At 49.0% G+C, this 11863-nt stretch carries 7 protein-coding genes; 3 read left to right on the top strand and 4 right to left on the bottom strand.

Annotated features, from left to right (window positions below; all coding sequences use genetic code 11):
• Positions 1 to 7: 7 nt before the first annotated feature.
• Complete coding sequence (locus AC58UU_RS11835; RefSeq protein ID WP_497315801.1) at positions 8 to 943, bottom strand: ABC transporter ATP-binding protein; 936 nt, start codon at positions 941 to 943, stop codon at positions 8 to 10.
• A gap of 198 nt (positions 944 to 1141) precedes the next feature.
• Between AC58UU_RS11835 and AC58UU_RS11830 the strand changes: the two genes are divergently transcribed.
• Positions 1142 to 2341, top strand: coding sequence for a sensor histidine kinase (locus AC58UU_RS11830; protein WP_497315799.1), 1200 nt, complete (start codon positions 1142 to 1144; stop codon positions 2339 to 2341).
• Positions 2342 to 2484: 143 nt separating this feature from the next.
• Positions 2485 to 3171: a response regulator gene (locus AC58UU_RS11825; RefSeq protein ID WP_497315797.1), complete on the top strand. Its 687-nt coding sequence runs from the start codon at positions 2485 to 2487 to the stop codon at positions 3169 to 3171.
• A gap of 70 nt (positions 3172 to 3241) precedes the next feature.
• On the opposite strand, the gene AC58UU_RS11820 is transcribed toward AC58UU_RS11825, so the two are convergent.
• Positions 3242 to 3700, bottom strand: coding sequence for a hypothetical protein (locus AC58UU_RS11820; protein ID WP_497315795.1), 459 nt, complete (start codon positions 3698 to 3700; stop codon positions 3242 to 3244).
• Positions 3701 to 3825: 125 nt separating this feature from the next.
• On the opposite strand from AC58UU_RS11820, the gene AC58UU_RS11815 reads away from it, so the two are divergent.
• The gene (locus AC58UU_RS11815; protein WP_497315794.1) at positions 3826 to 5097 is read left to right on the top strand and encodes an MFS transporter; all 1272 of its coding nucleotides are present in this window, start codon (positions 3826 to 3828) and stop codon (positions 5095 to 5097) included.
• A 495-nt stretch (positions 5098 to 5592) separates the two neighbouring features.
• On the opposite strand, the gene AC58UU_RS11810 is transcribed toward AC58UU_RS11815, so the two are convergent.
• Both AC58UU_RS11810 and gltB read right to left on the bottom strand, forming a co-directional pair.
• Positions 5593 to 7077, bottom strand: a complete 1485-nt coding sequence (locus AC58UU_RS11810; protein WP_497315793.1) for a glutamate synthase subunit beta — start codon at positions 7075 to 7077, stop codon at positions 5593 to 5595.
• 144 nt (positions 7078 to 7221) lie between these two features.
• Entirely contained in the window at positions 7222 to 11814 is a 4593-nt protein-coding gene (gene gltB, locus AC58UU_RS11805) for a glutamate synthase large subunit (RefSeq protein ID WP_497315791.1), read from the bottom strand.
• Positions 11815 to 11863: the final 49 nt, after the last annotated feature.

Genomic DNA, 11863 nt, shown 5'->3' with positions numbered 1-11863 from the left:
AATGAGATTAAGCAATCGGATCACTTCCCGTCATCTCTAAAAATTGATCTTCCAGGGATTTGTTTGCCGCTCGAATGCCGTAGACCGCAATCCCTGCCTCTACGAACCTTTTGTTCCACGCTGCTGTCTCTTTCTTATCGAGATTCATGATGATCTCATCCCCAGCCACTTCCGCTTGTGCTCCGTGTTCTGCTGCTAATGTTAAAACTCGATCCATCGACGCCACCTCAAAAGCCACCTGCTGCTTGCCATCCGCCTGACCAAACTCTTTAATCAGTCTGACGTCCACCAGCTTCCCGTTCTGAATAATGGCGACACGGTCGCACATCAACTCCATCTCCGCTAGTAAATGACTGGACACGATAACTGAGATCCCATCCTCCCGGGTAAGCTTTCGTAAATGATCACGCAGCTCACGAATACCTGCTGGATCCAGCCCATTAGTAGGCTCGTCCAGGATTAGCACAGACGGCTTATGCAGCAAAGCTTGAGCGATCCCAAGCCTTTGGCGCATACCGAGGGAGTACGTTTTGACCTTGTCATGAATTCTATTTTCCATACCGACAAGATCAATGACCTCTTGAATTCGGTCTTCCTCTATACCCGGGAACATTCTCGCGTAATGGACCAAATTATGATAACCACTCAGAAACTTGTACATTTCCGGATTTTCTACAATTGCGCCAACATGACGAATCGCTTGCTCAAAATGGGTACGAATCGAATACCCGCCAATCCGTATATCCCCTTCCGTGATCGACATGAGTCCGACCATCATCCGAATGGTTGTCGTTTTACCGGCTCCGTTCGGACCGAGAAATCCAAACACCTCGCCCCGCGGCACCTCAAAGCTTAATTTATCAATAATCGTCTTAGAACCGATTCGTTTCGTAATTTGATCGATTTTTACTATCGGCGTAATGGCTTCTATTGTTGCCTTCATCTTTAACACTCCCCCTAACTTTTAACCAATATAACCCAATGCTACCCTACCTGAACCGCTTTGCCTAGTAATCTTCTTAAGAATAGTCATAGAGAAATGTCACAAATCATCACCAAACCATATGACTGCGCTCACTATGGCTTTTTCCTGATTTTATGTACAATGATCTTATAAGATCTTGTGTAAAGGAGTCCTTTTATGATTCAAAGAAGACCTTGGCACGGTGTGGAGTGGTCCCTGTTTATCGTCTTGACCGGTTCTACGCTGCTTGGCTTACTTTATGCGCTTCTGCATATGCATGAGCATGAACTAACTGCCACCATCCAAACGATATTGGCCATCCTCCTGTCCTACGGCGCCCCATTTCTATTCTGGAGACCGAACTATATCAACTCAACTTTCTATCCGATTGCCGTGCTGCTGACAGGTATTCCTCTACAAATCTATCTTTCATGGATGCAGCAGGATGCGTACCTTACTATTAATTGCCCATTAATGGTCATTGGATTCCTAACCGACCGAAAAAATGCTTGGTGGACTGCTCCCATATTTATGGTGGCTATGCCTGTTACCTATTTTTTCATCCTAAACAGTGGAATGGGTGTTGGCCAATTATTCAGCATTATCTTAAATGCGGTACTGTTTTTCGCCATTGGTCTTAGTTTACAGCGGGTTGTGACGTCGAATGAGAAGACCGAAAAGCTTTTAGCCGAGAACCAACGTCAGTATCATTTAATCCATGAGCAAAATAACGCATTAGAGCAGTACGCCAACCAAATCGAACAGCTTACGCTGCTTGAGGAGCGTAACCGGATGGCACGTGAATTACACGATACAGTAGGTCATACATTTACTTCCGTCATCATGGGGATGGACGCTGTGTCCTACCTGATCGAAACAGTGCCAGATAAAGCCAAAGAAAAGCTGGACGTCCTACGTAGTGTAACCCGCAATGGACTCGAAGAAGTACGTCGCAGTATTCATCAGATGGTTCCCGAAGGCGATATGCTGCTCTCCCAACAATTGACGAGACTGGCCAACGAATTTGCTCTTCATACCGGGACCCAAATCCGATTCACCACCGTAGGTAACGAATTCGACATTCCGAAACAAACTAAGCTTTCGCTCATTCGCTGTCTGCAGGAATCACTAACCAATGCCAAACGGCATGGCCGGGCTTCCACCGTAGAAGTAACACTCACTTACTCCGATGATTTAGTAGACATTCGCATTGAGGACGATGGCGTCGGTACGGAACAGCTGAAAGTTGGCTTTGGTATCAATGCCATGCAGGAACGCATATTTGCGCTGCAGGGTACACTTCAGGTGAGTTCCACAATAGGTCAAGGTACTGTCGTTCATTGTTCCATTCCCGCCAAACGTTTGCCGTCATTCTAAATCCTTTCCCGTTGGAAGCACTGGGTGGTACAATGTGGATACAAACTTAAGCTGCGCTTACGATGCCAGTTTTTCTGGCGAAAAACTCAAGTAACGCTTTCGATGCCAGTTTTTCTGGCGAAAAACTCTGAGGAGGACCAAGCATGAACACAACCCCGCTTAAACTTCTCCTGGTCGATGATCAGGATTTAATAAGAGAAAGCCTACACATCGTTCTTGATATGGATCCGGATATTCATGTTGTCGGTTTGGCCGAGAATGGTCACATAGCTCTAAAACAGTGCGAAGAACAGCAGCCTGACGTTGTACTTATGGACATTCATATGCCTGTCATGGACGGCGTCGAAGCAACCCGCCAAATCAAGGCCACATGGCCTCAGATTCGCGTCATCATTCTGACTACCTTCCAGGAAATCAGCTATGTCGTCGATGCCCTAGGAGCGGGTGCCGAAGGCTATCTACTCAAAGCTATTCATCCGAAGGATCTGGCGGCCGGTATCAAATGGGTGCATCAAGGCGGCACACTCATCCCTCAAGATATCGCCAGAATGCTCGTCCAGCAAGCGAGAGGCGCTTCAGATAGCACATCGCAGGGTGCCGGAGTCAAAGCTCTGGAAGAGCAGGTTCGGGCCGATACTTATGGACTCAGTGAACGAGAAGTGCAAGTACTGCACTGTATCGCCGATGGCCTCAATAACAGAGAAATTGCCGAAAAGCTGTTCTTGTCCGAAGGCACCGTGAAGAACTATATTTCCAGCATATACTCGAAAATGGACGTCCGAGACCGCGTGCAAGCATCCAAGAAGGCTCATGAGGAAGGGATGCTATAGATTTCCAGATGCACTAAGACACGGAAAGACCGCTCTTCGACTAGGAAGATGCGGTCTTTTGTCCTTTCAACTATCCGAAAAGCTTCTCCAGTAACGACTTTTTTCGTTTCCGAATCTTTTTATAGCTTTTCACCCTGGAATATGTCGGCTCATCATCAACCGGTTCAAGCAATTCAGCTGCATAGAGCGTCAATTGTTGGGATTCCTTATGCAAAACTTCGGTATCCATGTCCGTCGGCTGCTGCAGTACCACGATCCCATTTGCCAACTGCTCATGGAGCTTATGTTCAATTTGGTATTTAAATTGCCGCAGCATTTGTTCTTGCTGTTTGTTTTGGAGTTCAAAATGTGCATGAAGCTGCGTTTGAAGATCCGCTACCTGCTGGGAGAGGAGCACAACTGCTTTTTGCAGAGAATGAAGATGCTGTGTACCGATGGGTTCGTCCATTTCAAACTCCTGAAGGTCCTGCCCATTCTCAGCTAGCAGTGCATGCAGTTCCGCCGGCGTAATGAGATTCTCTTTCTTCATGTGCTCCCCTCCAATCCGTTCATATTAGGCTCCCTCATCATCGCGAGCTTACCTGCTCTTTCTATTGTACATGATGTGTATGAATTGTTCACCTTTTGATTCTGAGAGTTAGGAGTAAATCAAACATGCAAATAGAATCACATCTTAAAAAGAAACAGCGAGTACTAGATAATTTCCTGATACCTTTTGTAAAATCACGTTCCTTTCCTTATTTGTGGCTTAGCCAACTCATATCCATGCTCGGCGGTTCTGTTACTACCGTTATTTTACCCATGGTTGTTTATTCCCTAACAGGTTCAACCACGATGATGGGCATCGTTATGGCTGCTTATATGCTTCCTTACGTAATCATGCTCCCTTTTTCCGGCTGGATCGTAGATCGTTATGATCGCGTTAAAATTATGATGCTCTCTGATATCGTTCGATTTATCACCATGTTAGCCATCGCGGTGCTTATTTTTACTAACACCTTATCCATCCATGTCTTATTCGGACTTGTAGGCATCTATGGCCTCATGGAGGGCCTTTTTCATCCTGCCTATTCAGCTGTACGCGCCACCGTATTCACACCCGAAATTCGTAATGCAGCTAACGCTCTGACACAAATGAGCAATCAAGCCGTCCGACTTATCGGACCTGTCCTAGGTGGACTGCTGATTTCTTCCTTATCAGCGAGTTACGGCTTCGGATTAGATGCGCTGACCTATCTACTCTCCTTTCTATGCCTGCTCTTTATGGTGAAAAAATCGCTTTATACACCGATCATCAAACAAATTGCAGATCAACCCTCGACTTCGTGGAAGAGCGAATTTCTAGAAGGCATTACGATCCTCAAAGGTCATCCCTGGCTTTGGATAACGATCCTTGCCTTTTCGTTCATTAATATTAGTTATAGTGGAATTAGTGTCATTCTTGTTCCTTGGTTATTCAAAGTACATCTACAACTGGATCCATTGATGTATGGTGTCGGGATTACTTGCTCCGGACTTGGGGCGATTGTTGCAGCACTCATTTTCGGCTCTAAGACGAAATGGCCTCATCGAGGTCTACTCGCTTACGGTTCTGTACTCCTCAGCGGTGTGGCATTGCTGCTCCTGCCTCTCACCTCTTCAGCGGTCATTCTAGCTGTCCTAATGGCGGTAGAAGGCTTTGGCCTTATGATCTTCGGTCTTATCTGGGAAACTAGCTTACAGGAGCTTGTACCGGCAGAAGCCTTCGGCCGTGTGGTCAGTCTGGATCTGTTAGGTTCTTTCGCCCTGCTGCCTGTGAGTTATTTCCTCATCGGCTTAATTGCTGATGGAATTGGCGGGATTACGACCATAACGTTGTTCGCTTCGATTGGCATTGCCATTGTTGCTAGTGTGCTATGCGTGCCTGCTATTCGTCGGTTTCAGTGACGGGTTAGGGCATCTTATGGAACCGCGAAAGGGAACGTCTATTTTACTTAATAATTGCTATAATGCTAGCGTGGCGGAACGTCAGTGCGTTTATTTCAATTTTGAGAGCAGACGTTGGATAGATGTGATACTCCCACTGCTATTGTTCGACGACAACTAAATCAGGGCCAAAAAAAGGGACTGTCCCATAAGGCGTTCATCTTTAGGCTGCCTCTGTTTTCACTGTTGCACTACATGGAAAACCTACCGTTAATTTAGGTGTTTTTTCACAAAAAGCTAGTTTACATGGAAAATCTCCCGTTATTTCTGATGTTTTCTCGCGGAATAGCGATTCCCCCAAAAATTAGAGGGAGGTTTTCCAGTTAGATGACCGTTTAGAACAATTAACGCCAAATTAACGGGAGGAATTCCTGTTAGATTTCGCTCCGTATCGAAACAAAATAGAGGCTGCTCGCTAGGTTATTAACCTTTTGAGTCAGCCTCTTATCCGCATCTTTATGGTAAATTCGATGATCCCATCAAGTAACGATCGACTTCACGAGCCGCTGCGCGACCTTCGTTGATTGCCCAAACCACCAGGCTTTGCCCACGACGCATGTCACCGGCTGCGAAGACACCGTCCACGCTCGTCGCAAACTTACCATAGTCTGCTTTCGCGTTGGAGCGCTCGTCTTTGACGACGCCTAGTTGATCCAGCACCGTGTTCTCCGGCCCTGTGAAGCCCATCGCGATCAGTACCAGCTGAGCTGGGTATACTTTCTCGCTGCCCGGAACTTCCACAGGAACGAATTGGCCTTTCTCGTTCTTCTGCCACTCGATGAGCACCGTATGCAGTTCCTTCAAGTTGCCATTCTCATCCCCCACGAATTTCTTCGTGTTGATTAAGTATTGGCGCGGATCGTCACCCTGCAGCGCAGCCGCTTCTTGTTGACCGTAGTCCACTTTGTGGACTTTTGGCCATTCTGGCCAAGGATTGTTCGCAGGACGTGTGTCCGGTGACTTCGGCATAATCTCAAATTGCGTAACACTCTTCGCTTTGTGACGCAAAGATGTGCCCACGCAGTCCGTACCCGTGTCGCCGCCGCCGATGACGATAACATCCTTACCTTCGGCGGAAATGAAAGCACCGTCGGCGTGCTCGGAATCCAGCAAGCTCTTCGTGTTCTTGCTCAGGAATTCCATGGCCAAGTGAACGCCGCCTAGCTCACGACCCTCGATCGGAAGATCGCGGCCTTTCGTTGCCCCGCCGCATAGAACGATGGCATCGAACTCCTCTTGTAGCTTCTCGATCGGATAGTTCACACCGACATGAGCGCCAGTAACGAACGTGATGCCCTCGGCTTCGAGCAGGTCCACACGACGCTGGACGTACTTCTTATCCAGCTTCATGTTCGGAATACCGTACATGAGCAGTCCGCCCACGCGGTCTGCACGTTCGAACACGGTAACCCAGTGTCCAGCTTTGTTCAGCTGCGCTGCTGCAGCGAGTCCGGATGGACCCGAGCCTACGACAGCTACCTTCTTACCTGTCCGAACTTCCGGAGGCTCAGGTGTAATCCAGCCTTCATCGAAGCCTTTATCAATAATCGCTTTTTCGATGCTTTTGATCGTAACCGGTGTATCCTTCAGACCTACCGTACACGAACCTTCACATGGCGCCGGGCAAACGCGTCCCGTGAACTCAGGGAAGTTGTTCGTTTTATGCAGACGGTCCAGAGCCTCTCTCCATTGACCGCGGTACACCAGATCATTCCATTCCGGAATGAGGTTATTTACCGGGCAACCAGCGGCCATGCCGCTGATCAACGCCCCTGTGTGACAGAAAGGAATCCCACAGTCCATACATCTTGAACCTTGCGTCTGCAATTTATCTTCAGTCAGCGGCGTCGCAAACTCTTTCCAATGTCCAATGCGGACTAGGGGAGCAGCTTCAGTTGCCACTTCACGACGATGTTCTATAAAACCAGTTGGTTTACCCATTTACGTTTAATCCCTCCTGAGAGTTTTCGCGAGAAAACTTACTTCGTAAGCATCTGCTGAGTTTTTCACCAGAAAAACGGGCATCGGAAGCATCTCATGTTTTGCTTCAGCAAAACTTACTTCGTCAGCATCTGATCTGATTCGTTAATTTCCACCGACCCGAGAAACATCCCTCATATTCGCCTCGAAAGCAACCATGATAGCTTCTTGTTGGCTTAGTCCGGAGCGTTTCACCTTTTCGATAGCATCAAACATCCGTTTGTAGTCCTTCGGTATAACCTTCACGAACTTCCAAACGTACTCATCCCAGTGCTGAATAACTCGGTGGGCAACGCTGCTATCCGTAAATGTGGCATGATGCTGAATCATCGTTTTCAGTTCGTTCATTTCATACGTTTCTTCCAGCTGCTCTAGGTAAACCATTTCTTTGTTCACCTTACTTGAGAAGTCCCCCTTCTCATCCAGTACATAAGCGATACCGCCTGACATGCCTGCAGCGAAGTTGCGTCCCGTAGAACCGAGAACTACAACACGGCCGCCCGTCATGTATTCACAACCATGGTCGCCTACACCTTCGACAACCGCTCGCACGCCGCTGTTTCTTACGCAGAAACGCTCACCTGCAATACCCCGGATGTAAGCATCCCCGTCGGTTGCGCCATAGAACGCGGTATTTCCAATAATCACGTTGTCTTCGGGAACAAAGTTCGCCTTACTGGAAGGGAAGATAGCCAGTTTACCACCAGATAATCCTTTACCAACGTAGTCATTGGCATCGCCTTCCAGCGAAAGTGTGATCCCTTTCGGTACGAAAGCACCGAAGCTTTGTCCAGCAGACCCATTAAAGTGGAGGCGGATGGTATCGTGAGGTAAGCCGTCCACGCCATGACGACGTGTAACTTCACTACCTACAATCGTTCCGACAACACGGTTGACGTTCGCAATTGGCAGGATGGCGTGCACATGCTCTTTGCGCTCAATCGCAGGCTCACAAATAGCGAGCAGCTTCGTTACGTCCAATGAGCGATCCAAACCATGATCCTGCGCCATTTGGCAGAAACGGCCCACATCCTCGCCCATCTCTGGTTGGTGCAGAAGCGGCGATAAGTCGACGCCCTTAGCCTTCCAATGCTCGACAGCTTGTTTAGACTCAAGCACATCTGTGCGACCGACCATCTCTTCAATGGTACGGAAACCAAGCTCAGCCATCATCTCACGCACATCCTGCGCAATGAAGGTCATGAAATTGACCACATGCTGCGGATCCCCGGCAAATTTCTTACGAAGCTCCGGATTTTGCGTAGCAACCCCAACCGGACAGGTATCCAAATGGCACACGCGCATCATCACGCAGCCAATTGTAATGAGCGGAGTTGTAGCGAAGCCGAACTCCTCAGCCCCAAGCAGGGCAGCTACGACAACGTCGCGCCCCGTCATCAGCTTGCCGTCTGTCTCGACGACGATACGGCTGCGCAGGTTGTTGAGCACGAGCGTCTGATGCGTCTCCGCCAGACCGAGCTCCCAAGGCAGTCCCGCGTGACGAATACTCGTCTGCGGCGACGCGCCTGTTCCTCCGTCGTAGCCGGAGATCAGGACAACGTCCGCTTTCCCTTTGGCTACGCCGGCAGCGATGGTGCCAACACCGACTTCGGATACCAGCTTCACGCTGATCCGTGCCCGCGGGTTGGCATTCTTGAGATCGTGGATCAGCTCAGCTAGATCCTCGATCGAATAAATATCGTGATGCGGCGGCGGCGAAATCAAGCCTACGCCTGGCGTAACACCGCGAACCTCGGCAACCCAAGGGTACACCTTGGTTCCCGGGAGCTGACCGCCCTCGCCGGGCTTCGCGCCCTGCGCCATCTTGATCTGAATCTCGTCAGCATTGACGAGATAGTGGCTTGTGACGCCGAAGCGGCCGGACGCCACCTGCTTGATTGCGCTGCGGCGAAGGTCGCCGTTCGCATCCGGCGTGAAGCGCTCCGGATGCTCGCCGCCCTCGCCGGTATTGCTCTTGCCGCCGATGCGATTCATCGCAATCGCAATCGTCTCATGCGCTTCTTTACTGATGGAGCCATAGGACATGGCTCCCGTCTTGAAGCGCTTGAAAATCGACTCGATCGGCTCCACTTCTTCGATCGGGATCGGTTGTCGGCCTTCCTTGAAGCTCAGAAGCCCGCGCAGAGCCATATATTTCTCATCCTCACGTTTGATGAGTTTCGAGAAATTCTTATACATCGCGTAGTTGTTCGTACGAACGGCTGATTGTAGGGCATGCACCGTTTCTGGTGTGTAGAGATGATCTTCTCCATCTCTGCGCCACTGCAAATCACCCCCGGTGTCCAGCACCTTATCGCGTCCCTCTTGCTCAGAGAAAGCGCGGTTGTGGCGGATCAGAGCTTCCTTAGCCACAATATCGATGCCAATCCCGCCAACAGGCGTGTAGGTCCATGTAAAATACGAATCGATGAGCTCTTGGCTAAGTCCAATCGCTTCGAAAATTTGCGCCCCACGATAACTCTGGATCGTGGAAATTCCCATTTTCGCCAGGACTTTAACAACGCCCTTCGTCACCGCTTTAATGTAGTTATACGTCGCTTTCTCAATATCAACGCCAACTAGCTGCTTGCGCCCTATCATGTCGTCTAACGTTTCTAACGCGAGATATGGGTTAATAGCCCCTGCGCCATAACCGAGCAGCAAAGCAAAATGGTGCACTTCACGCGGTTCGCCTGACTCTACAAGCAAGCTAACTTTGGTCCGTGTGCCTTGGCGAATCAAATGGTGATGGAGACCTGAAGTCGCAAGCAGCGCTGGAATCGGTGCCTTACGGCTATCCACACCGCGATCTGAAAGAATTAATAGCGAAGCGCCTTCCACAATGGCTAGATCAGCCGCAGCATAAAGGGCTTGCATAGCACTTTCCAGACCCTCTGTGCCTTCGACCGCCTCGAATAGCGTAGGCAAGGTAACTGTTTTGAAGCCATCGCGCTTAATATGACGCAGCTTCGCCAGTTCTTCGTTGGAGAGGAATGGCGATTGCAAACGTATTTGTCGACAGCTCTCCGGTTCAGGGTTAATCAGGTTACGCTCAGGACCGATTGTAGTGCCTTGAGCTGTAATAATTTCTTCGAAATTCGCATCAATCGGCGGGTTGGTAACTTGCGCAAACAGTTGCTTAAAATAGTTATATAGCAGCTGCGGTCGATCGGAAAGCACGGCAAGCGGTGCATCCGTACCCATTGAACCAATGGGGTCTACACCCGTTTTAGCCATTGGCTCCAGTGTCTTACGCAGTTGTTCGAAAGTATATCCAAATGCATGCTGACGCTGCAGTACCGTGTCATGGTCGAAACCGAGCACGATTGGCGCATCTTCCAAGTCTTCAAGGGAAACAAGGTGCTCGTTCAGCCAATCACGGTAAGGCTGTTCGCCAGCGATGCGGCTTTTGATTTCCTCATCGGTCACGATGCGGCCTTCTATCGTATCGACAAGCAGCATACGTCCCGGTCTGAGACGATCTTTGTACAAAATACGCTCCGGCTCAATATCCAAGACACCAACTTCAGAAGCCAGAACAATGAAATCATCGGTAGTTACATAGTAACGCGATGGACGCAAGCCATTACGGTCAAGAATTGCTCCAATTTGACTGCCATCTGTGAAAGCAATGGCAGCTGGACCATCCCACGGCTCTATCAGTGTACTGTGGTACTCGTAGAAAGCCTTCTTCTCATCATCCATCGTTTCGTGTTTGGACCAAGGTTCAGGTACCATCATCATCGCTGCATGCGGCAGCGAACGCCCAGAAAGCATGAGGAATTCTAATGTATTATCAAACATTTGTGAATCGGAGCCATCGGTATCAATAACAGGAAGAATGCGTTTGAAATCGTCGCCGAATAATTCGGTTTCGCACATAGCCTGACGGGCATGCATCCAGTTCACATTGCCGCGCAGGGTATTAATTTCACCATTATGAATCAAATAGCGGTACGGATGTGCACGTTCCCAGCTCGGGAATGTGTTCGTACTAAAGCGGGAGTGAACGAGTGCGAGTGCGGAGTCTACTTTCTCATCTTGCAATTCAATGTAATAAGCGTCAACTTGCTCGGGCGTTAACATTCCTTTATATACAATCGTTCTGCTAGACAAGCTAGAATAGTAAAATTGCGAATCACGATGAGATAATTTGATAGCGTTTTCTGACAGCTTACGAATAATATATAGCTTACGCTCAAAATCCAAGTTGCTCGTAACATCTTCACTTTGACCAATAAAGACTTGGCGTACGAAAGGCTCTGCTGACTTGGCGGAATCTCCCAAAGAACTGTTGTCCGTTGGAACGGTTCTCCATCCGAGGAATTGCTGACCCTCTTGTTTGACAATTCGCTCAATTATACTCTCACATGCTTGGCGTGCCTCCAAATCCTGAGGTAAGTAGACCATACCGACACCATAGCTGCCAGCAGCAGGGAGCTTTATATTCTCCTCCACACAAGCGGACTGAAGATACGTATCCGGGATTTGCATCAATAAGCCTGCCCCGTCACCCGTATTCGTTTCACTACCTTGACCACCGCGATGATCTAAATTACAAAGGACACGAAGCGCCTGCTTGACGATTTCATGTGATTTGACGCCCTTGATATTGGCAACAAAGCCAATACCGCACGCATCATGCTCAAACCCCGGATCGTACAATCCCTGTTTGGGAGGTAATCCAATTTTAGTCATGTTGTGCAACCTTTCTTCCCTCGTTTTTGGTTGTACTCTTCGTCCTTGT

This window comes from Paenibacillus sp. JT22N1 (assembly GCF_059692155.1).
Note: the sequence above shows the minus strand (reverse complement) of the source record. Positions and strands in the feature narration are given on the sequence as shown.